The following is a 20,828-nucleotide window of genomic DNA, read 5'->3' on the forward strand; positions in this document are numbered from 1 at the left end:
TGCACTAAAATTCGTGTTCGACTGGCCCGCCGCGTGCTAGCGAGGGTCATGGCCTATTCGACACCGGCATGGGTTACCCGCGACCACTGGGGCTTCCTGTGCGGGGCCATCATGGCGCTCGGGGCCTCGCTGTCCTTCGCCTCGGCGCGCGCCGGCATCCTGGGCGGCCTGGGCGCCGTCGACATGATCTTCGCCCGCTACATCGTGGCCGGCGCCATCATGCTGCCGCTGCTCGTTCGTTACGGCGTGCGCGACTTCGCCGGGATCGGTCTGCGCCGCTCGCTGATCCTCACGTTCCTGGGCGGCGCGCCCTTCGCGCTGCTGCAGACCGGCGGCTATGGCTTTGCGCCGCTGGCCCATGGTGCGGTGATCGCGCCCTCGACCGTCACCATCGTCAGCACGATCGGCGCGGCGGTGTTCCTGCGCGAGCGCTTGAGCCGCAACCACCTGATCGGCGCCGCCATCGTGCTGATGGGCATCTTCCTGATCGGTTGGGACGGGCTCACGCAGCCGGCGGGCGAACGCGCCTGGCTGGGTGATCTCCTGTTCTTCGCCTCGAGCGTGCTGTGGGCGGGCTTCACCCTGCTGTTGCGGCACTGGCGGCTGCCGGCGCTGCAGGCCACCGCCGTCGTGGCCGTGCTGTCCTTCCTGATGACGACGCCGCTCTACCTGGCGGTCATGGGCATCGCCCACCTGCAGGCGCTGCCGCTCGGCATGCTGGCCTTCCAGGGCCTGGTTCAGGGCGGACTGCAGGGCGCCATCACCATGATCGCCTACAGCCAGGCCGTGATCTTCCTCGGCGTCAGCCGTGCCGTGCTGTTTCCGGCCATCGTGCCCGCCCTGTCGGTGCTGGTCGGGATTCCGATCGTGGGGGAGATTCCCGGCGCCCTGCAGATCGGCGGCCTCTGCCTGGTCACGCTGGGCCTGCTCACGACGGTCGGAACGTTCCGGCGGTTCGGCCTGCGCTGAAGCAGCACCCCGTACACCGGGGGATCAGCGCATCAGGGCCGGCACGAAGGCCTGCAGCGCGGCATCGGCATCCGCCGCTGTCTGCTGTTGCGACTGCGTCCAGTCGATCCGGATCTTGATGAAATGCTCGCGAAAGCCGGTCAGCAGCAGCTTGCTGTAGACCCGCGAATTGGCCTGGGTGACGCCGCTGTAGGTGACGCAGCGGAAGGTGACCCCGCCGTAGGCGCAGCTCGAGGGCACAGACGGCTTCTGGAAGCCGGTGTATCCGGCGTACTTGAACTGCTGTTCGGCCGCGCTGAGCTCGGCGTTGAACTGGGAGGTGACGGTCGGATTGTCGCTTCCCGCCGGCACGCGGCGGCCGAGGTCGAAGACCTGGACGCTGATCGTCAGCCGCTTCGGCGTCGAATAGAAGTACGCCATGCCGAGGCCCGGATTGTTGGCCGGGGCCGCCGCATAGTTGACCGAGCGCTCGAAGGTGGCGCCGCCCAGGCTTGCCGGGAAATTGAGCTTCGTCGCGGCGTTGACCGTCGGTGTCGCCGACTGCGTCTGTGCGGCTGCGGGCAGGGCGCCCGCGACGGAGAGCAGGGCGGCGACCAGCAGGGCGGCGGTCCTAGACATCGAGGTTCGCGACCTTCAGCGCATTTTCCTGGATGAATTCGCGGCGCGGCTCGACCACGTCGCCCATCAGGGTCGAGAAGATCTCGTCGGCTTCGTCGGCGTGGTTGACGCGGACCTGCAGCAAGGTGCGCGCCTCGGGATCGAGCGTGGTCTCCCAGAGCTGGTCGGGATTCATCTCGCCCAGACCCTTGTAGCGCTGGATCGTGACGCCCTTGCGTCCGGCTTCGAGCACGGCGGCGAACAGCTCGGTGGGCGAGGAGATCCTCGTCTCCTTGTCCTTCATCGCGAACAGGCCGGGCTTTTCGTAGATGGCCTGAAGCTCGTCTGCCAGCGCGTCGAGCTTGCGCGCCTCGGCACTGCGGGTGAGCGGTCCGTCGATGATGTGCCGCTCGGTCACGCCGCGCAGGCGACGCGTGAAGGCGAGACCGCCATCGGCGATCGGCTCGCCGACCCAGCCGCGCTCCAGCGGCGGGCTGACGACGTCCAGCCGCTTGGCGATGTAGTCGGCGGTCTGCTTGGCGAGCACGGGATCGGCCAGCACGTCGGGCTTGAGGGCGCCGGCAATCGCTGCCTGTTCGATGACGGCCTGGCTGGTGACGCGGCGCGACAGGGACAGCGGCTTCACGAGGTTGGTCACCGACCGGGCGATATCCACCGTGTTCCGCAGATCCTCCTTGGCGAGAACGCTGCCGCTGCCGAGCTGCAGCGTGGCGCCTTCCAGGCCGGTCTGGATCAGGTGGTCGTCGAGCGCGCGCTCGTCCTTGAGATAGATGGCCGACTTGCCCTTCGCCGCTTTGAACAGCGGCGGCTGCGCGATGTAGAGGTGCCCGCGCTCGATCAGGTCGCGCATCTGACGATAGAAGAACGTCATCAGCAGCGTACGGATGTGGGAGCCGTCGACGTCGGCGTCCGTCATGATGATGATCTTGTGGTAGCGCAGCTTGTCGAGGTTGAAGTCGTCATGGCCGATGCCGGTGCCAAGCGCCGTGATCAGCGTGCCGATTTCTGCCGAGCCCAGCATCTTGTCGAAGCGGGCGCGCTCGACGTTCAGGATCTTGCCGCGCAGCGGCAGAATGGCCTGGTTGGCGCGGTTGCGGCCCTGCTTGGCCGAGCCGCCGGCCGAATCGCCCTCGACGATGAACAGTTCCGACAGCGCCGGATCTCGCTCCTGGCAGTCGGCGAGCTTGCCGGGCAGCGAGGAGACGTCGAGCGCCCCCTTGCGACGGGTCAGTTCGCGGGCTTTTTTCGCGGCCTCCCGGGCGGCGGCAGCCTCGACGACCTTGGTCAGGATCTTGCGCGTCTCGGAGGGATGCTCCTCGAGCCACTGGCCGAACTTGTCGCCAACGACGGATTCGACGACCGGGCGCACTTCCGACGAGACCAGCTTGTCCTTGGTCTGCGACGAGAACTTCGGGTCCGGGACCTTGACCGAGAGCACGCAGGTCAGGCCCTCGCGCATGTCGTCGCCGGTGAGGCCGACCTTCTCCTTCTTCGAGATGCCGCTCTCGTCGGCGTACTTGTTCAGGGTGCGCGTCAGCGCGCCGCGGAAGCCGGCCAGGTGGGTGCCGCCGTCGCGCTGCGGGATGTTGTTGGTGAAGCACAGCATCGTCTCGTGATAGCTGTCGTTCCACTGCATCGCGACTTCGACGGTGATGCCGTCCTTCTCGCCGCGAATCGATACCGGCGGATCGTGCAGCACCGACTTGTTGCGGTCGAGATACTTGGCGAAGGCCTCGACGCCGCCCTCGTAATACAGCTCGGAGACCTTCTGCTCGGCGGCGCGCTCGTCGGTCAGCACGATGCGGACACCGGAATTCAGGAACGCGAGCTCGCGCAGCCGGTGCTCCAGCGTGGCGAAGTCGAATTCGGTCTTGGTGAAGGTGCCGGTCGAGGGCTGGAACGTCACTTCCGTGCCATGCTGGCCCTGCTCGGCCTCGCCCACGATCTGCAGGTCGCCCTCCGGCTCGCCATGCCGGAAAACCAGATGGTGTTCCTTGCCGTTGCGCCAGATGCGCAGGTCCAGTCGCTCGGACAGCGCGTTCACCACCGCGGCGCCGACGCCATGCAGGCCGCCCGACACCTTGTAGGAGTTCTGGTCGAACTTTCCGCCGGCATGGAGCTGCGTGAAGATCACGTTGGCGGCCGAGATCCCCTCTTCCTTGTGGATGTCGGTCGGCACGCCCCGGCCGTTGTCGCGCACCGTGACCGAGCCGTCGCCGTGCAGGATGACGTGGACCTTGTCGCAGTAGCCGGCCAGTGCCTCGTCGATCGCGTTGTCGACGATTTCGTAGACCATGTGGTGCAGGCCGGTCCCGTCATCGGTGTCGCCGATATACATGCCCGGCCGTTTGCGCACGGCTTCCAGCCCGCGCAGTACCTTGATGGAATCCGCGCCGTAGTCCTCGGCGCCCGGCGTGATGTCGTTGTCGCTCATGGTCCTGGCTTTCGAAAAACTGTTCAGACCGCCGCGATCGAGCCGTCGGCCACGCGCAGGATCTGCGCGCGACCGGCTAGCGGCGCAAAGAGTTCGGCATCGGTGCCGGTCATCCAGCTCTGGACGCCGAGTGCCACCACCTCGTCGAACAGCGCCAGCCGGCGCTCCGCGTCGAGATGGGCCGCGATTTCGTCGAGCAGCAGCAGCGGCGGCCGGCTGCGCGCCAGGGCCACCAGGCGGGCATGCGCCAGCGCGATCGAGACGAGGACGGCCTTCTGCTGTCCGGTCGAGCCTTCGGCCGCCGGCAGGTCGAGATCGAGATGGCGCACCGCGAGGTCGCTGCGATGGGGGCCGCAGGCGGTGGTGCCGGCATCGGCATCGCGCGACCGGGATGAAGCCAACTCGCGTCGCAGCCGGTCCTCGACATCGATCGCCGCCATCGTGGCCAGCCAGCCATCGACCTCGCCGGCCATGGCGAGCGACGCGCGCGGGAAGGGGCCGACGCCCAGCCGCGCCGCCGCGTCGAGACGCTGCACCGTGTCGGCGCGCGCTGCGGCCAGGGCTACGCCGTGGCGGGCCATCGTGTCTTCCAGGGCCGTGAACCAGTGTGGATCGCGATTGCCCCCCTGGCGGCCATCCACCAGCAGCCGCGCCCGCTGACGCATCGCATTCTCGTAGGCTGCGACGTCGCCGGCATGCTCGGGATGCAGCGCCGTCACCAGCCGGTCGAGGAAGCGCCGGCGCTCCGACGCGCCGTCGAGAAACAGGCGATCGAGCTGCGGCGTCAGCCACACCGCCGCGACGTGTCCGCCGAGCGCGGTCTGGCTCTGCATCGGCCGGCCGTCGATCCGCACGACGCGGCGCGGCAGGCCCCCCTCGCTGCGGCCGGCTTCGAGGCCGGTGCCGATGGCGACCCGCCCGTCCGGCGTATCAAGGGTCGCAGCAACCGCCCAGCCATCGGCCGGCGGCTCGCCGGCACGGGAGCGGCAGCACACATCCTCGAGCCGGGCGCGCCGCAGGCCGCGGCCGGGTGCCAGGTAGGACAGCGCCTCGAGCAGGTTGGTCTTGCCCGCCCCGTTGGCACCGACCAGGACGACCGGCTCGGCGCCGCAATCCAGGCGGAGCTGGCGATAGTTGCGGAAATGGGTAAGGCGAAGCTGGCGCACGGCGAGGAGTGCCGGCGCAGCGCCCGATACGGCGTCGGAAGAATAGGCGAGGGCGCTGATGGCCTGTGCCGTCATACCCGCATCGGCATGAGCACGTAGAGCGCGCTCTCGTCGGCACCGTCGCGCACCAGGGTGGGCGAGCCGGCATCGGCCATCAGGAAGCGCGCCTCGGCGCCCGCAATCTGTTCGGTGATGTCCAGCAGGTAACGCGAATTGAACCCGATCTCGAGGGCCGTGTCCTTGTATTCGACCTCGATTTCCTCGGTGGCGCTGCCGGCATCGGGGCTGGTGGCCGAGAGCGTCACGACGCCCTTGGCGACCGCCAGCTTGATGGCGCGCGACTTCTCCGTCGAGATGGTCGAGACGCGGTCGACGGCGTGCGCGAATTCCTTGCACGGCACGTTCAGGACTTTGTCGTTGCCGGTCGGGATGACCCGCTCGTAGTCGGGGAAGGTGCCGTCGATCAGCTTGCTGACCAGGGTGACGTTGCCGCTGGAGAAGCGGATGCGGGTGTCGCTCAGTTCAACATCGACCGTCCCATCGCTCTCGTCGAGCAGCTTGCGGACCTCGCCCACGGTCTTGCGCGGCACGATCACGCCCGGGATTTCGCCGGCGCCCTTGGGCAGCGGCACCTCGACCCGGGCCAGGCGATGGCCGTCGGTCGCCACGCCGCGCAGCACCTGGGTGCCGCCCACGGTCGCGGCATGGAAGTAGATTCCGTTCAGGTAGTAGCGGGTCTCCTCATTGGAGATCGCGAACCGGGTGCGGTCGATGATTCCCTTGAGGTCGGTCGCCGGGAGCTGGAACCGGTGCGGCAGGTCGCCCTCGCTCATCGCCGGGAAGTCGGCCGCCGGCAGGCACTGGAGCGTGAAGCGCGAGCGCCCGGCCCGGATGACCAGGCTGCTGTCGTCGGAAGCCGTCTCGAGCTCGACCTGGGCGCCGTCAGGCAGCTTGCGGACGATCTCGTACAGCGTGTGGGCCGGCGCGGTGGTGGAGCCGGTCTTGGAGGCGCTCGCTTCCACCGACTCGGTGATCGCCAGATCCATGTCGGTCGCAGCCAGGCTCAGCCGCCCCTTGTGGGCGGTGACCAGCACGTTGGACAGAATGGGGATCGTGTTCCGCCGTTCGACCACACTCTGCACATGGGCAAGCGCCTTCAAGAGGGCTGCCCGTTCGATCGTCAGTTTCATGGGTTGGTCGCTATAACGAGGGCCAAGATACGCGGTTCAGACACCCCGTTTTCACCGGTTGCGGAAGTCCCGGCGGAACGGTCGGAGACTATACCACGCGAAGTGCCGTCGGGAAGCGAATTCGCCCGTATTTTGAGGCCCTTAGGGCCTGCCTCCGACGCAGAACGGGCCCCTTTCGGGGCCCGTCGCCAATCCCGTCCGAAAGGCTCAGCCCTGCAGCTGCCGCTTCAGCAGTTCGACATCCTCGGCGATCGACAGGTCGGAGACCTTGAGTTCCTCGATTTTGCGCACGGCATGCATGACCGTGGTGTGGTCGCGGTTGCCGAAACGCTTGCCGATCTGCGGCAGGCTCAGCGTCGTGAGCTGCTTGGCCAGGTACATCGCCACCTGGCGCGGCCGGGCGACCGAGCGGGCCCGCCGGGGCGAACTCATCTCGGCGAGCTTGATGTTGTAGTGCGTGGCGACCCGCTGCTGGATCTCGTCGACCGTCACCTTGCGGTCGGCCTGGCGCAGCAGGTCGTGCAGCACGTCCTGCGCCATCTCGACGGTGATCTCGCGGCCGATCAGCTGGCCGTGCGCGACGACGCGGTTCAGCGCGCCCTCGAGCTCGCGGATGTTGGTGCTGATCTTGTGCGCGAGGAACTCGAGCACGTTGGCCGGCACCGGCACGCGGGCATTCTCGGCCTTGGTCTGCAGGATCGACAGGCGCAGCTCGTAGGTCGAGGAGTGGATGTCGGCCACGAGGCCGCTGCCGAGGCGCGAACGCATGCGCTCCTCGATGTCCTGCAGCTCGCTCGGCGGCTTCTCCGACGACAGGATGATCTGCTTGTTCTGCTCCACCAGAGAGTTGAACGTGAAGAAGAACTCGTCCTGGCTGGCCTCCTTGCCGCAGATGAACTGCACGTCGTCGACCATCAGCACGTCGACGTTGCGGAACAGCTCCTTGAACTGGCCGGTGTTCTTGGTGCGCAGCGCCTGGATGAAGCGGTTCACGAAGCTCTCGGCCGTCAGGTAGAGAACGCGGGTCTTGGGATCGCGCTCGCGGATGACATGCCAGATCGCATGCATCAGATGGGTCTTGCCGAGCCCGACGCCGCCGAAAATGTAGAGCGGGTTGCGCTCGGGGAGCGGCATGTCCTGTTCGGAAATGTTGCGCGCCGCCGCATAGGCGAACTCGTTGGGCTTGCCGACCACGAAGTTGGCGAAGGTGTAGCGGCCTTCCGGAGCCTGCGAGAGTTCGTCGGCGCCCCGGCCGATCGACGGGCCCATGCGCGGCATCGGCGGCTGATAGCTCTGCGACGAGGGCACCGGCGGCATCGCGATGATCTCGTTCGGACGGCGCGGTGCCGGCGGCGGCACGAGATTCACCTCGACGCTCTTCACCTCGGGCATCACCGACTGCCAGTAGGCGACCACGCGGTCGCCGTAATGGCGGCCCACCCAGTCGCGCACGAAGCGGGTCGGGGCGTAGAGGCGCAGCTTGCCGTCCTTCAACTCACCCAGCTCGACCTCCCCGAACCACGTCTTGAAGGCCTTGTCCCCGATTTCCTTGCGAAGCCGATCACAGACGCGCGCCCACTGCGCTTCGAGCTCTTTTCGGCCCGCCCCTTCTTCCATACCTGCCCCCGCCACGATGTTGGTCTCGAATACTGCGTTGTTGTTGCCTTGGATCGGCGATTGAATGCGATTCACGTCTGTCTCCACGGAAGCCCTGCTGCCTTCCATCCCCTCGTTGCACCGCGCTTGCCCTGCGCATCGAGAGGCCCCTCGAAGCCGTCTGCCACATTGAGACACGTACTGTATCCGGCCGCGGACATGGCTTTCGCCGCCGCGACCGATCTCACCCCACTTCGACACAGAAAGAGCAGCGGGGTCGTCTTGTCCGCCAGCGCCTCCGAAAGCGCGCCGACGAAATCAGGATTGACCTGCATGCTCGGAAAGAGCTGCCATTCGACCAGGCCCGGCTTCTTGTCGAGGCTGGCGAGATCGGGCACGCCCACATAGTTCCACTCGGCGCGCGTGCGTACGTCGATCAGGATCGCGTCCTTCCGTTCACCGAGAATTTTCCAGGCAGCTGCCGGAGTCACATCACCGGCGTAGCCGGCTGCGGGGGACACTTCGAATGTGTCTGTGATCTTGTTGTCTTTCGACATGGCCCCCGCTTTCATTCGTCGAAGCGAGGCGTTGTTTTGCGAGCCAGAGAACGAAGACGACACACAACACGGCAAGAGGGAACGAGGGATGTTTGAACGAGCGTCGCTTATGGGACGCTTCATCTTCTTATCGATCGTCGAACTTGCGAAGCGTTGTGTACCTGTCTCCCTCGTTCGTCGTTGCGATGGAGAGGAATCCCCTCTTCTCCATCAGGCTCGCGATCCAAGCGCCCCACGCCCCGTCGCGATGGCCAGAGTCTTATCCAGACTCTCCGAAGCGCGCAAACGATTCACCTGCCCAACACCACACGCTATTCAGCCACTTCGTGGTGTGACTCGATTGACAAGCTGTTCGAGTCGATTTTGCGACTCACGCGTCGCGTTGCGTCGCTCAACATCTAGCGCTCTTCAGTGCACATCGTTCGATAAATTCGAATCGTATGTCAGTCGGCCAATCGACCACCAAACGATCATTGGAGAAAAGCGCCGACAATTTTTTTCGCACCGTCATTCGCACCGTCATCGGCGCAAAAGAAAACGCCGCTCGGAGGGAGCGGCGTTCACAAAGTCTGAAGCGAGGATGCGGGAAGTGTCAGGCCATCGCCTTGATGCGGGCCGACAGACGCGACACGCGGCGCGAGGCGGCGTTCTTCGTCACGATGCGCTTGGTGGCGCCCCGCTGGATCTCCGGCTGCGCCAGACGCAGCGCCTCACGGGCGGCCGTCTTGTCGCCGGACGCAATCGCCTCTTCGACCTTCTTCACCGATCCCCGGACGCGGCTGCGGCGGGCCGTATTCACGGCAGTGCGGCGCTCGGTCTGGCGGGCGCGCTTCTCGGCCGACTTATGATTAGCCATGTTAGTCCTCGTTATTCGAAGGGGGCGCTTATACGGGCCGTATCCGGGCCGGTCAAGCGCGCCAAAATCGCCGAATCAGCGATGTTTCCAGCCCGGCTTCCGCTTCTCGGCGAAGGCCGCCATGCCTTCGGCCCGGTCGTCGAAGGCAAAAGTTGCGTGAAAGGTCCGGCGCTCGAAGCGAATGCCCTCCGACAGAGTGGTTTCAAAGGCGCGGTTGACGGCTTCCTTGGCGACCATCGTGGCGGGCAGGGACATGCCGGCGATCTTCTCGGCGGTGGCGATTGCATCGTCCATCAGCTGGGCCAGGGGCACGACCCGGCTGACCAGGCCGCAGCGCTCGGCCTCGGCCGCGTCCATCATGCGGCCGGTCAGGACCATGTCCATGGCCTTCGACTTGCCGACGAAGCGCGGCAGGCGCTGGGTGCCGCCTGCCCCGGGAATGGTGCCGAGCGTGATCTCGGGCTGGCCGAACTTGGCGTTGTCCGCAGCGATGATGAAGTCGCACATCATGGCCATCTCGCAGCCGCCGCCCAGGGCGTATCCGGCGACGGCGGCGACGATCGGCTTGCGCACCTGGCTCACCTTCTCCCAGCCGACGGTGATGAAGTCCTGCAGGAAGACGTCCTGGTAGGTCTTCTCCTTCATCTCCTTGATGTCGGCGCCAGCCGCGAACGCCTTGTCGCTTCCCGTGAGGACCATGCAACCGATGCCGGGATCCGCCTCGAACGCATCGAGCGCGTGGCCGAGCTCGCGCACCAGATCGGCGCAGAGCGCGTTCAGCGCCTTCGGGCGGTTCAGCCGGATGATCCCGACCCGGCCCTTGGTTTCGGTCTGGATGTTTTCGTATGCCGTGGTCATTGCTCTTTCCTCCTCGAAGCTTGTCTCAGCGCTGGCAGCGGGCGCAGTAGAATGTGGATCTGCCGGCCTGCACGAGCCGGCGAACCGTCTGGCCGCAGTCGCGGGTCGGGCAGGCGATGCCGGCCCGGTCGTAGACGTTGAAGCGCGTCTGGAAATAGCCGAGTTCGCCGCCGGGCTGAACATGGTCGCGCAAGGTCGAGCCGCCGTCCTCTATCGAACGGTTGAGCACGAGCTTGATCGCATCGACCAAGCGGTCCGCACGCTCCCCCTTCACGGTGTGGGCGGAGCGGCGCGGCGAGAGGCCGGCCAGGAACAGCGCCTCGCACGCATAGATGTTGCCCACGCCCACCAGGGTCTTCTGGTCGAGCAGCGCCGCCTTGATCGGCGTCCGGCGGCCGGCCAGACGGGCGGCCAGCACATCGCCGGTGAAGGCGTCGTCGAGTGGCTCCGGGCCCAGGCTCTTGAAGAACTTGTGGCCGGCCACCGCCTCGTTCGCCTCCAGAACCATCAGTCCGAAGCGGCGGGCGTCGTTGAAGCGGACCTGCCAGCCATCGTCCATGTCGAACACGACATGGTCGTGCCGGCCGAGCGGATGGCTGGCGGCGCTCTCGGCATCGTGCAGGGTCATGCGGCCCGACATGCCGAGATGGACGATGAGGGTCTGGCCGTCGTCGAGCCGGATCAGCAGGTACTTCGCCCGCCGGTCGATGGCCGTGACCGTGCGGCCCTCGACCCGGGCGGCGAATCTCGCCGGCAGCGGCACCCGCAGGTCCGCCCGACGCTGCTGCAGCCGCACGATCCGCCGGCCGACCAGTCGCGGCATCAGCCCGCGCCGGACGGTCTCTACTTCAGGAAGTTCAGGCATGCGCGGCGGCCATGTACAGTGCAGTCAATGAGGGGGCAACAGCGCGCATTAAACGTCCTGCGACCGGCGCTGACCATGCTCGTCATCGGTCTTGCCCTGGTGGCGGCTCTATCGTGGCTGGCGGCATGGCACTGGGCCTTCGAGCTGCTCAGTCATTTCCATGTCTATTTCCTCCTGGGCGGTGCGGCGCTGGCCCTGCTGGCGCTCGGTCTCCGCCAGTGGCCCACCGCCGGGCTGGCGTCCCTGGTCGCCGCTGCCAGTTTTTCGGTCGTATGGCCGCACCTCCACCTGCCGCCGACCGATCTCCAGCCTCAGAGCGGCCCCATGGTCCGCCTCATCTGGGCCAACCTGCATCATCGGAACACCGATCTCGACGCCCTGCGGCGTCTGATCGAGACGGAGAAGCCCGATATCATGGTGCTGACGGAGCTCGACCCGGTTCACGATGCCGTCCTGCGCGACGTGGCGCGCTTGCTGCCCTTCCAGTCGGAACCGCCCCGCGCCAACGCGTTCGGAATAACGCTGCTCGCGACGCAGCCACCCGAATGGCTGAAATTCGATCTGACCATGGGCGACTACGCGCCGTTGATGGTGGCGCGGCTGTGCCCGGCCGAATCGGGTTGTCTCACGCTGCTCGGCCTGCATGCCTGGCGGCCCGGGCCGTCTTGGACCGCCGCCCGCGACCGCCAACTCGCCCATGCCGCTGCCGTGGCGCGCCGGCATGTCGACGAGGGCGAGCGCGTCGTCCTCGTGGGCGACCTCAACCTCACGCCGTTTTCGCCGGCCTTCGACTGGCTGACGACGCAAAGCGGATTATGGGACACGGCCATCCTGCCGGCCGAGCGGCCGCGCACCACACCGTCGATCGCGACCTGGCGGCTGGCCAATACCGGGATCGGTTTGCCAATCGACCACGCCCTCGTGAGCTCCGGGATCGGGATCGTCAGTCGCCGTGTCGGGCCGGACATCGGCAGCGACCACCATCCGCTGATTCTCGACTTGAAGATCGCGCCCTGATTCGGGGCTCGATCCGGCGCTAGGGCGCGGGGTGAAGCGGCGGGCGGGATCCGAACAGGGCGCTGCCGACGCGGACATGGGTGGCGCCCATGCGGACCGCGGTCTCGTAGTCGGCGCTCATGCCCATGCTGAGCATGGCCAGGCCGTTGCGGGCCGCCATCTTGGCCAGCAGCGCGAAATGCAGCGCCGGCTCCTCGTCGACCGGCGGGATGCACATCAGGCCGACGATCGGCAGTCTGTACTGGTCGCGGCAGAGGGCCACGAAGGCGTCGACGTCCTTGGGCAGGATGCCGGCCTTCTGCGGTTCCTCGCCGGTGTTGACCTGGATGTAGCAGGCCGGGCGACGGCCGAGCTTCTCCATCTCCTTGACCAGGGCCGCGGCCAGCCGCTCGCGGTCGACCGACTGGATGACGTCGAACAGGGCGACGGCGTCGCGCGCCTTGTTGGTCTGCAGCGGGCCGATCAGGTGCAGTTCGAGATCGGGCCAGGCCGCCTTGAGCTCCGGGAACTTGCCCTCGGCTTCCTGCACGCGGTTCTCGCCGAACACGCGGTGGCCGACTTCCAGCAGTTCGCGAACGCGGTCGGCGCCATGGGTCTTAGAGACGGCGACCAGGGTGACGTCGGACGGCGAACGACCCGAAGCGAGCGCGGCCTCGGCGATGTGGCCCTTGACCTCGGCCAGACGATCGGCGCCGCTGCTCATGCGTCGAGACCGGCGCGCGCGAGCAGGGCTTCCTCGTTGTTCGGATCGGCGGCCAGGGCGGCGTCGAGGGTCTCGCGCGCCCTGTCCAGCTCGCCCAGCGCCGCGAGGCAGATGCCGTAGTGCGCCAGCAGCCGCGAATCGTCCGGCAGGGCACGCAACGCCTGCTCATGGTGCGGGCGTGCTTCGGCGGCCCGGCCCAGGCCCATCAGGGCGCGGCCGAAGTTCGTCTGCACGAAGGGCTCGTCGGGGGAAACCTTGGCGGCCTTCTTCAGGATCCGCCGCGCATCGTCGAAGCGCTTGAGGCCGAGCAGCGCCAGCCCCTGGTTGTTCATCGCCCGGGCATCACCGGACACGGCCTTCAGGTACGGTTCCAGGATCCGGGTGGCCTCGTCGAAGCGCCCGGCCTGCAGATGCAGGTTGGACAGCTGGAGGATCGCGTCCTGGTCGAACGGATTGCGTTCCAGGAGTTTCTCGAGGATGCCGGCGGCCTGTTCGGTCTGGCCCGCTGCCGCCCGGGCCAGGGCCAGGGTGGCATATCCCTGGCCGAAGGCCGGATCGAGCTCGAGCGCCTTCTCGATCATCGGGATGGCGTCGCTCGGTCGGCCGCTGAAATAGAGCACGTAGCCCAGCGCATGGTTCAACGTGGCGCTGGTCGGTGCCAGTTCGAGCGCCCGGCCGGCCTCGGCAATGGCTTCGTCGTAGTGGCCGAGAGCGGCCAGGGAGAGTGCGCGGTCGCCCATGATTTGGCCGCGGCGCTCGGCATTGTCGCCGGCATCCTGCAGGGCCATGTCGAACACTTCGATCGCCGCGTCGTGCCGGCCCAGTCGATAGAGGGCATAGCCCAGCATGTTGCGGGCGCGGGCCTGCAGGGGCTTCAGCGCCTCCGTGCCATGGTCATGGATTGCGCGGTCGATGTTGGCCACGAATTCCGACAATTCGCGTTCGGCGGCGGCGAAGCGCCCGGTGTCCATATGGACCGAAGCGAGCGCCAGGCGGGCCTCGACATGGGTGGGGGCCTGGCGGATCGTGTCGCGGAAACGGCGGGCGGCCTCGTCGAGATTGCCGAGGCGCCGGGCGGCGAGGCCGAGATTGTAGAGCAGCATCGGCTCGTTCGGATCCTTCGCCACGGCCTTGCGCCACAGGCCCTCGGCTTCCTTCACGGCCCCGCGCTGCGACAGGCAGACGGCGAGATAGTGGAGAATGTCCGGTCGGTCGCCGTATCGGACGCGCGCGCTCTTGAACAGCGGCTCGGCGCGGTCGTACCAGCCCGCGCGCAGATACTGCAGGCCGGTCTGGAGGTCGGGATCGGGCTGGGGCGGGCCGTTGGGCCGAAGGGGGGGCGCGATGGCCATGGCGGGCTGTGTAGACCCGCCTCACGGCCAAGGCTAGACGAAATGGCATGGTGAAGGACGTCGAATTGTTCGCCGCGGCGATGGCCGGCGTGAAGCCGCTCAAGCGAAAGCGGGCCGCCGCCGCACGCGTTCCGGCGGTCGAAGCCAGGGGAGGGGCAAAGGCCGCCGGCAAGCCGGTCTTGGGCAAGCCGGCGACGGTGCCGCCCCCTATTCCTGTCCCGAGACCACGGTCGCTGCCCGCCAGGCCCGGCGTTCCCGACCTGTCGCCCGACGACCGCCAGTTCGACCGCGACGTTTCGCGCGCCCTGTCGCGGCGCAAGCTGGTACCCGAGGCGACGATCGACCTGCACGGCATGACGCTGGCGGCGGCGGAGCGGGCCGTGACGGCCTTCCTGGCAAGGGTATCGGCGCAGGACATGCGCGTGGTGCTGGTGGTGACCGGCAAGGGCCTGCGCGAAGAGGGCGGCCGCACCATCGACGGTCGCATCCGCGGCGAGTTCGTGGGCTGGCTCAATCGCGGCGACAATCGCGACCGGGTGAGGGCGGTCCGCGCCGCCCACGCACATCATGGCGGCTCGGGCGCCTTCTACCTGCTGCTGCGCCGGCGCTCCTCGGCCAGCAGCCGTTCCTTGCGCGCCACGCCCCAGCGATAGCCGGTCAGCGCGCCGCTCGATCCCACGGCGCGATGGCAGGGGATGACCAGGGCGGCCTGGTTGGTGGCACAGGCGCGTCCGACGGCCCGCGCCGCCTTGGGCTCGCCGATGCTGCGGGCGATCTCGCCATAGGTGCGGGTCTCGCCGGCCGGGATCTCGGTCAGCGCCTTCCAGACCTTCCACTGGAAGGCGGTGCCGACGATGTCGAGCGGCACGTCGGGTGCATCCAGCGCCGTCGGCTTGCGGCCGTAGAGCCGCGACAGCACGGCTTTCACGCGCGGGCCCAGGCCGGCGTCGTTGCGCTGGAGCACGGCGGCGGGAAAGTCCTGCTTCAGGCTCTTCTCCAGCGAACGGTCGTCGTCGCCCAGGAACACGGCAGCGATGCCCTTCTGCGTCGCGGCCACCAGCACGCGGCCATACTCGGAGTCGGCCATCGTGTAGTCGATATGGGCGCCGGCGCCGCCCCGCGCGTAGGTCGCGGGCGTCATGCCGAGCGCCTTGTCGCTGTTCTCGTAGACGCGGCTGGGCGAGCCGTAGCCCGCGCCATAGAGCGCGTCGGCCACGCTGGCGCCGCCGCGCAGGGCGTTGCGGAAGCGCTCGCGCTTGCGCGCGATCAGCCAGTCGCGCGGATTGACGCCCAGTTCGGCGAGGAAACGCTTGCCCAGCGCGCCGCTCGACAGGCCGACCTGGCGCGCTACCTCGGCCAGCGAGGGCGGGGTGTCGGCATCGGCGGCCTCGAACAGCGCGCAGGCGCGCGCCACCGGCCGGCTGAGGCCGAGATCGGTCCCCTTCCCCAAGACCCAGTCGCGCGGCTTGCAGCGCTTGCACGCACGGAAACCCGCCGCCTCCGCCGCCTCGGGCGAGGCGTGGAAGTCGACGTTGCGCCGCAGGGGCGGACGGGCCGCGCACGACGGCAGGCAATAGACCCCGGTCGTCTTGACCGAGAACCAGAACCTGCCGTTGTAGACGCGGTCACGCCGCTGGACGGCGTCCCAGCAGGTTTCCGGATCGGGAAGGAGAGAGGTGACGAGGGCCACGGCGGGGAAGGCGAGAGAATGTTGGGTCATGGCGCCATCAAAGCACCACGACCCGAACTTGCTCTATCCGGCGCCCGCCGGCAATTCCGGTCTAGGACCAGAAAGGCCTGGTGGCCTCGAACCGGGCGGTGGCCCGGTCGATGCCGATATCTCGCAGCAGTCGCTCGTCCAGCTGGGCCAGCTGATTTCGCGAACGGGAGAGTTCGGCTCGGGTCATGACTTTCTCGATCCCGACCACAACCGTGCCCGCCAGCAGCGCGACGGCGCGGCCGAACGAGAAGGAGGGGACATCCGCGCGGGAGGCCCGCACGCTGGATACGATCGACATGACTTAGCTCCGCTTGAGGCGATGAGGCCGGGGATCGGCAGTTGCGCCTCGTTTCTGCGCTGTATTTGCTGTATCCTGTGGATACTTGCAAAGGATGAAAGCTGGGGGGAGGCATAGAATTTCTATGATCGGGTGTCCTAGATGAGCCGTTCGCAACTACCGCTCAATGCCTTGCGTGCCTTCGAGGCCGCTGCCCGTCACGCCAGTTTCACGCACGCCGCCGAGGAGCTTCACGTCACCCAGGCGGCCGTCAGCCATCAGGTGAAGGCACTCGAGGAGAGGCTCGGCGTCGCGCTGTTCGTGCGCCGTCCGCGCGGCCTCGAGATCACCAGCGAGGGCGAGGCGCTGCTGCCCGATCTGCGCGACGCGTTCGACCGCATGACCAACGCGCTGGAGCGGGTCGGCCGCAAGGCCAACTCCGGCACGCTGAACGTCAGCCTCGTCACGACCTTCGCACTGGGCTGGCTGGTGCCGCGCCTGCATCGCTTCCAGGCCAAGCATCCCGAGATCGAGGTGCGCATGACGACGAGCCAGAAGCGCGTCGACTTCGCGCGCGAGGATGTCGACTGTGCGATCCGGTTCACCGTGCAGCCGGAGCCCGAACTGCATGCAACGAGGCTGTTCAGCGACGTGCTGACCCCGCTCTGCGGCAAGCGCTACCATGACAAGCTGAAGACGCTCGACGATCTGAAGCGCGTGCCCTTCATCGACATGACGCACGATCCCGAATGGCCGATCTGGCTGCGCGCCGTCGGCCTCGGCGACTTCAAGCCCAAGCGCGTGCTCACGTTCGATTCGACGATGATCGCGGTCGAGGCGGCGATGGAGGGCGCGGGTGTGGCCGTGGGTCCGCCGCAACTCTTTCGCGAGGAGCTGTCGGTCGGGCGGCTGTTCCAGCCGTTCGAGCAGATCGTCGACAGCGGCAAGGCGTGGTGGTTCGTCTGCCCGCCCGCATCGGTCAGCCGTCCCAAGACCAAGGCCTTCGAGGAATGGCTGGTCGAGGAGCTGGCCGCGCCGCAGGCGCGGACGGTGCGTCCAGCCCTCACCGCGAGCGGCCGCCGCTAGGGCGCTCCCGAAAAATTCTAATGGCTGGAGGGTCAGTCGGACGGGTAGCGGTGCTGCCCGCCGAACACGTCCTCGACCGTCAGGGCGCCGGGATCGTCGGCCAGATAGGAGGGTCCGACGGGGACCTTTCCGTGACCGCCGGGTACGTCCAGCACGTAGGTCGGCTGGGCGAGCCCGGAGAGTCGGCCGCGCAGCGCCTTCATCAGCGCCTGCCCCTCCGCGATCGACACCCTGAAGTGCCCGGTGCCGCGCACCAGGTCCGGGTGATGCAGGTAGTAGGGCTTCACCCGGGCGGCCACGAGCGCGCGCATGAGCTGCTCCAGGGTCTCGACGGTGTCGTTCACTCCCTTCAGCAGGACGGTCTGGCCCATCAGCGGCAGGCCGGCATCGGCCAGCCGGGCGAGGGCGGCGCGGGTCGAGGGGGCAAGTTCGCGGGCGTGATTGCAGTGAACGGCCAGCCAGACGGCGACCCGGCCGGGCTTGAGAGCCCGCACCAGCTCGTCGGTGACCCGCTCGGGATCGACGATCGGCACGCGGCTGTGCAGGCGCACGATCGCCACGTGCGGGATGGCATCGAGCGCCGCCATCAGTTCGGCCAGACGGCGGGGCGCCAGCATCAGCGGATCGCCGCCGGTCAGGATCACTTCCCAGATCTCAGGCCGGCTGCGGATATAGGCCAGCGCCGCCGCCAGCTCGTCGGCCGACAGCGCCTCGCCGCCCGGGCCCACCTTCTCGCGACGGAAGCAGAAACGGCAATAGACCGGACAGACATGGAGCGGCTTCAGCAGCACGCGGTCGGGATATCGATGGACGATGCCCTTCACGGGCGAGCGCGCCTCGTCGCCGATCGGATCGGCCAGTTCCTCGGGCGCGACCTCGGCCTCGGCGCCGCTCGGCACGAACTGCCGGGCGATCGGATCGTCGGCCAGGCGCGAGCGGTCGATCAGGGCGATCATCTCCGGCGTGACGGCGATCGCCATCGCCTGCGCGGCGTCCTGCAGCCGCGGATCGGGCGACAGGAGGCCCTCGCTCTCGAGAGCTTCCAGGGAACGCAGCGTCGGCATGGCGGCGTCGAGATAGGCGTCAGGGCCGCTTGAGTCCAGCGGCCGTTCAGGTCCGGCGGCCCCTCAGGTCCAGCGCGCCGTATCGGCGCGATCGACGGCGGTCAGAAGCGTCGCGGTGGACACCACGGTCCAGTCGCAGAGGTCGTAGCGGCGGCTGAGCTTGTCGCGGACCGCCGCCTCGGCCTCGCCTTCGGGCAGCTTGGAGCGCTCCCACATCGCGAGGTTGGGCCGGCGGGTCAGCAGCAGGCTGCGCACGCCCCCGTGCAGCCCGGCGCCCGTCACCTCGTCCGGGCTCGTGCCGGTGCGGTCGCCGGTCGCCTGCCAGAGGCCGATCACCTGCGAATCGTAGGCGCCCTCGAAGCCGGGCCAGGCGGCGGCGCAGAGATCGAGGAACTCCGGCCAGTTCGGCGCCGGCACGGCGAACCAGCGGAAGGCGTAGTTGCCTTGTCGGCTCGGCGGCACCGTGTCGGTGGGGCGTAGCGTCGGCGTCACCACCTCGCTGGTCACGGCGCGGATGTCGTCGGACGTCGCCAGCAGCGCGCGTTCGGCCGCCGCCGCCGTCGTCCCGTGCGGCCACACGCTGATCGCCTGCACCTCGTCCCGCGGCCGGCCGATCTGGCTGCGCCAGGCGCCGTAGAGCTGGCCGCCGGCCTCGCCAATGCGTCGAGCGCCGTCGGCCGCCAGCCGGTCGGCAACGGCCTGCCATCGGCGCGGCGCGGCGTCGATGCGGTGGTGGACGAAGGACGCGCTCACGCCACGACTTTGTGGCGGCTGAGCGTGAAGCCTTCGTAGCCGCCGGCGGTGATCTCGTCGCAGCGTTTCTTGTAACGGTCGAAGCCGCCGACATAGGGCATGAACACGCGCGGCTTCCCCGGAATGTTGGCGCCGACGTACCAGGAGTTGGCCAATGGATAGAGGGTGCTGTCGGCCACCGCATTGACGTGCCCGACCCAGTCGGCTTCGGCCTGCGGCGACGGCTCGATGCGGTCGAGCTGGTGCTTGCCGAGATGGCCGAGCGCATCGGCGATCCAGTCCACGTGCTGCTCGATCGAGGCGATCATCTGCGTCTTGACGCCGGGGCTGCCGGGGCCGGTGACGACGAACATGTTGGGGAAGCCCGAGACCATCAGGCCGAGATAGGTGAGGGGCCCGCCCTCCCAATGGTCGGCCAGCACCGCGCCGTCGCTGGTGCGGATATCGATCTCGCGCAGCGCGCCGGTCATGGCGTCGAAGCCGGTGGCGAAGACGATGGCGTCGAGCTCGTATTCGCGGCTACTCGTGCGCACGCCCTTCTCGGTGATCTCCTGGATCGGATCGGAGCGCACGTCGACCAGCACGACGTTGTCGCGATTGTAGGTCTCGTAATAGTTCGTATCGAGGCAGAGACGCTTGGTGCCGATCGGATGATCCTTGGGCGCCAGCAGCTCGGCCGTCGCCTTGTCCTTCACGATGCCGCGGATCTTGTTGCGGGCGAACTCCGAGGCTGTGTCGTTGGCCTCCTTGTTCACCAGCAGGTCGGTATAGGTATAGAGGTAGCTGATGCTGCCGCCTTCCTGCCATTTGGCCTCGTAGGCGGCGTTGCGCTCCTCCTCGGTGACCTCAAGCGCCGACTTGGTCGGCCGCGGATAGCCGCCGATCGCGAAGGGCGTGTCGTAGGCGGCGCGGCGGCGGGCCGGATACTCGGCCTTGTGGCGGCTCTCGCGCTCTTCCTCCATCGGCGCGTTGCGCGCCGGCAGGCTGAAGTTGGCGGTGCGCTGGAAGACATGCAGGTGTTTGGCCTGCTGCGCGATCAGGGGAATCATCTGGACGCCCGAGGAGCCGGTGCCGATGACACCGACCCGCAGCCCGGTGAAGTCGACGCCCTCATGCGGCCACAGGCCCGAATGGTACCACTTGCCCCTGAAGCTTCCGATGCCCTTGAAGTCGGGCACGCGCGGCGTCGAGAGATTGCCCGATGCCATGATGCAATAGCGCGCGCGGATCTCCTCGCCCTTGTCGGAGCGCAGCGTCCATTCGTTGGCCTTGCTGTCGAACAGCGCCGACTTGATGCGGGTGTCGAGCTGCACGTCCCGGCGCAGGTCGAAGCGGTCGGCGACATGGTTGATGTACTTCAGGATCTCGGGCTGCGTGCCGTAGCGTTCCGGCCACTTCCACTCCTGCTGCAGCTCGTCTGAAAAGCTGTAGGAGTATTCGAGACTCTCGACGTCGCAGCGCGCGCCGGGATAGCGGTTCCAGAACCAAGTGCCGCCGATGCCGGAGCCCGCCTCATAGGCACGCACCTTGAGGCCGAGCTTGCGCAGGCGATGGATGGCATAGAGGCCGGCCAGTCCGCCGCCGACGATCGCGACATCGAGGGGGGCGACATCGAGCGGGCGAGGCGCGGGCGCGTGGGAAGCATCGGGCATGCGACGGCTCCTGGGTTGAATTTTTGCTCTGCGAGCGGTGTCCGACGGGCGTGCGCCGCGAGCGTCGACCCGGTCGCCAGCTTTGGCAAGAGCGG

The 20,828-nt window shown here is 67.8% G+C and carries 20 protein-coding genes; 4 read left to right on the top strand and 16 right to left on the bottom strand.

Going from position 1 to position 20,828, the window contains the following annotated elements; all coding sequences use genetic code 11:
- Window positions 1–48 precede the first annotated feature (48 nt).
- Window positions 49–969 carry a DMT family transporter gene (locus tag ACO07I_RS16815; RefSeq protein WP_422009531.1) on the top strand — a complete coding sequence of 307 codons (921 nt, stop codon included), beginning with the start codon at window positions 49–51 and terminating at the stop codon, window positions 967–969.
- Window positions 970–993: 24 nt separating this feature from the next.
- Here ACO07I_RS16815 and ACO07I_RS16820 read toward each other — a convergent pair whose 3' ends face one another.
- The 9 genes from ACO07I_RS16820 to mutM all read right to left on the bottom strand — a co-directional run bounded on the left by ACO07I_RS16820 (window position 994) and on the right by mutM (window position 11,109).
- Window positions 994–1,587 (bottom strand): hypothetical protein, encoded by a 594-nt coding sequence (locus tag ACO07I_RS16820; RefSeq protein ID WP_422009532.1) that lies wholly within the window; start codon window positions 1,585–1,587, stop codon window positions 994–996.
- Window positions 1,580–4,021 carry a DNA topoisomerase (ATP-hydrolyzing) subunit B gene (gene gyrB, locus ACO07I_RS16825; protein WP_422009533.1) on the bottom strand — a complete coding sequence of 814 codons (2,442 nt, stop codon included), beginning with the start codon at window positions 4,019–4,021 and terminating at the stop codon, window positions 1,580–1,582. Before gyrB ends, ACO07I_RS16820 begins: the two co-directional genes overlap by 8 nt.
- Before the next feature lie 23 nt (window positions 4,022–4,044).
- Entirely contained in the window at window positions 4,045–5,262 is a 1,218-nt protein-coding gene (recF, locus tag ACO07I_RS16830; RefSeq protein ID WP_422009534.1) for a DNA replication/repair protein RecF, read from the bottom strand.
- On the bottom strand, window positions 5,259–6,377 hold the full coding sequence (dnaN, locus tag ACO07I_RS16835) for a DNA polymerase III subunit beta (protein ID WP_422009535.1): 1,119 nt from the start codon (window positions 6,375–6,377) through the stop codon (window positions 5,259–5,261). The genes recF and dnaN overlap by 4 nt, the downstream gene beginning before the upstream one ends.
- 207 nt (window positions 6,378–6,584) lie before the next feature.
- Window positions 6,585–8,069 carry a chromosomal replication initiator protein DnaA gene (dnaA, locus tag ACO07I_RS16840; RefSeq protein ID WP_422009536.1) on the bottom strand — a complete coding sequence of 495 codons (1,485 nt, stop codon included), beginning with the start codon at window positions 8,067–8,069 and terminating at the stop codon, window positions 6,585–6,587.
- Window positions 8,066–8,530, bottom strand: coding sequence for a rhodanese-like domain-containing protein (locus ACO07I_RS16845; protein WP_422009537.1), 465 nt, complete (start codon window positions 8,528–8,530; stop codon window positions 8,066–8,068). The genes dnaA and ACO07I_RS16845 overlap by 4 nt, the downstream gene beginning before the upstream one ends.
- Window positions 8,531–9,122: 592 nt before the next feature.
- Complete coding sequence (rpsT, locus tag ACO07I_RS16850) at window positions 9,123–9,386, bottom strand: 30S ribosomal protein S20 (RefSeq protein WP_298309741.1); 264 nt, start codon at window positions 9,384–9,386, stop codon at window positions 9,123–9,125.
- Window positions 9,387–9,461: 75 nt separating this feature from the next.
- Window positions 9,462–10,244, bottom strand: coding sequence for an enoyl-CoA hydratase (locus ACO07I_RS16855; RefSeq protein WP_422009538.1), 783 nt, complete (start codon window positions 10,242–10,244; stop codon window positions 9,462–9,464).
- Between the two features lie 25 nt (window positions 10,245–10,269).
- On the bottom strand, window positions 10,270–11,109 hold the full coding sequence (gene mutM / locus ACO07I_RS16860; protein ID WP_422009539.1) for a bifunctional DNA-formamidopyrimidine glycosylase/DNA-(apurinic or apyrimidinic site) lyase: 840 nt from the start codon (window positions 11,107–11,109) through the stop codon (window positions 10,270–10,272).
- Window positions 11,110–11,184: 75 nt separating this feature from the next.
- Here mutM and ACO07I_RS16865 point away from each other — a divergent pair, with 75 nt between their 5' ends.
- A complete protein-coding gene (locus tag ACO07I_RS16865; protein WP_422009540.1) occupies window positions 11,185–12,126 on the top strand; it encodes an endonuclease/exonuclease/phosphatase family protein in 942 nt (313 codons plus the stop codon).
- Window positions 12,127–12,145: 19 nt separating this feature from the next.
- Here the strand turns inward: ACO07I_RS16865 and ACO07I_RS16870 are convergent, their stop codons facing one another.
- Together ACO07I_RS16870 and ACO07I_RS16875 are read right to left on the bottom strand one after the other, a co-directional pair.
- A complete protein-coding gene (locus ACO07I_RS16870; RefSeq protein WP_422009541.1) occupies window positions 12,146–12,829 on the bottom strand; it encodes a YggS family pyridoxal phosphate-dependent enzyme in 684 nt (227 codons plus the stop codon).
- A complete protein-coding gene (locus ACO07I_RS16875) occupies window positions 12,826–14,181 on the bottom strand; it encodes a tetratricopeptide repeat protein (RefSeq protein WP_422009542.1) in 1,356 nt (451 codons plus the stop codon). Before ACO07I_RS16875 ends, ACO07I_RS16870 begins: the two co-directional genes overlap by 4 nt.
- A 47-nt stretch (window positions 14,182–14,228) precedes the next feature.
- Here ACO07I_RS16875 and ACO07I_RS16880 point away from each other — a divergent pair, with 47 nt between their 5' ends.
- On the top strand, window positions 14,229–14,834 hold the full coding sequence (locus tag ACO07I_RS16880; RefSeq protein ID WP_422009543.1) for a Smr/MutS family protein: 606 nt from the start codon (window positions 14,229–14,231) through the stop codon (window positions 14,832–14,834).
- Here ACO07I_RS16880 and ada read toward each other — a convergent pair.
- Window positions 14,768–15,901, bottom strand: a complete 1,134-nt coding sequence (gene ada, locus ACO07I_RS16885; RefSeq protein ID WP_422009544.1) for a bifunctional DNA-binding transcriptional regulator/O6-methylguanine-DNA methyltransferase Ada — start codon at window positions 15,899–15,901, stop codon at window positions 14,768–14,770. The genes ACO07I_RS16880 and ada overlap by 67 nt on opposite strands.
- 61 nt (window positions 15,902–15,962) lie before the next feature.
- Window positions 15,963–16,199 carry a DUF1127 domain-containing protein gene (locus ACO07I_RS16890; RefSeq protein WP_422009545.1) on the bottom strand — a complete coding sequence of 79 codons (237 nt, stop codon included), beginning with the start codon at window positions 16,197–16,199 and terminating at the stop codon, window positions 15,963–15,965.
- A gap of 141 nt (window positions 16,200–16,340) precedes the next feature.
- Here ACO07I_RS16890 and gcvA point away from each other — a divergent pair, with 141 nt between their 5' ends.
- Complete coding sequence (gene gcvA, locus ACO07I_RS16895) at window positions 16,341–17,264, top strand: transcriptional regulator GcvA (RefSeq protein ID WP_422009546.1); 924 nt, start codon at window positions 16,341–16,343, stop codon at window positions 17,262–17,264.
- Window positions 17,265–17,296: 32 nt separating this feature from the next.
- Here the strand turns inward: gcvA and ACO07I_RS16900 are convergent, their stop codons facing one another.
- The 3 genes from ACO07I_RS16900 to ACO07I_RS16910 form a co-directional block, all read right to left on the bottom strand.
- Complete coding sequence (locus tag ACO07I_RS16900; RefSeq protein WP_422009547.1) at window positions 17,297–18,328, bottom strand: lysine-2,3-aminomutase-like protein; 1,032 nt, start codon at window positions 18,326–18,328, stop codon at window positions 17,297–17,299.
- A gap of 63 nt (window positions 18,329–18,391) precedes the next feature.
- The gene (locus ACO07I_RS16905) at window positions 18,392–19,081 is read right to left on the bottom strand and encodes a hypothetical protein (protein WP_422009548.1); all 690 of its coding nucleotides are present in this window, start codon (window positions 19,079–19,081) and stop codon (window positions 18,392–18,394) included.
- Window positions 19,078–20,733, bottom strand: coding sequence for a flavin-containing monooxygenase (locus ACO07I_RS16910; protein ID WP_422009549.1), 1,656 nt, complete (start codon window positions 20,731–20,733; stop codon window positions 19,078–19,080). The genes ACO07I_RS16905 and ACO07I_RS16910 overlap by 4 nt, the downstream gene beginning before the upstream one ends.
- Window positions 20,734–20,828 lie beyond the last annotated feature (95 nt).

The sequence above is a fragment of the Reyranella sp. genome (assembly GCF_965227665.1).
Classification (GTDB): domain Bacteria; phylum Pseudomonadota; class Alphaproteobacteria; order Reyranellales; family Reyranellaceae; genus Reyranella.